Origin of the sequence: Metamycoplasma equirhinis (assembly GCF_006385185.1) — a bacterium.
Lineage (GTDB): Bacteria > Bacillota_I > Bacilli_A > Mycoplasmatales > Metamycoplasmataceae > Metamycoplasma > Metamycoplasma equirhinis.
The window spans coordinates 1-521 of the sequence record NZ_VFIX01000049.1 but is presented as its reverse complement, the minus strand read 5'-3'; the positions used below and the strand labels follow the sequence as shown (position 1 = coordinate 521).

At 64.9% G+C, this 521-nt stretch carries 1 protein-coding gene; it reads left to right on the top strand.

What is annotated here, in order from left to right:
- Nucleotides 1-521 (top strand): NAD(+) diphosphatase (nudC, locus tag FJM08_RS08610; RefSeq protein WP_140031751.1); only part of this gene is annotated, 521 nt, incomplete at both ends.

The following is a 521-nucleotide window of genomic DNA, read 5'->3' as shown; positions in this document are numbered from 1 at the left end:
CCGAATCATGGACGACACCAGCAGCCAACTGGTGTCGTCGGCATCGGCGCTGTTGAACTGGCATGACAACGCACGATTCAGCGCCCTAGACGGCGCGCCGACGAAACCGGCCAGGGCCGGCTGGTCACGGGTCAACCCGATCACCGGTCATGAGGAGTTCCCCCGTATCGACCCGGCGGTGATCTGCCTGGTTCACGACGGCGCTGATCGTGCCGTGTTGGCTCGCCAGGCGGCGTGGCCGGAACGGATGTTCTCGCTGTTGGCTGGCTTTGTCGAGGCCGGAGAGTCGTTCGAAGTCTGCGTCGCCCGGGAGATCCGCGAGGAAATCGGCCTGACCGTTCGCGATGTGCGCTATCTGGGCAGCCAGCAGTGGCCGTTCCCGCGGTCGTTAATGGTTGGCTTTCATGCCTTGGGTGACCCGGATGAGGAGTTCTCGTTCAGCGACGGCGAAATCGCCGAAGCCGCGTGGTTCACCCGCGATGAGGTGCGCGCAGCGCTTGCCGCCGGCGATTGGTCCAGTG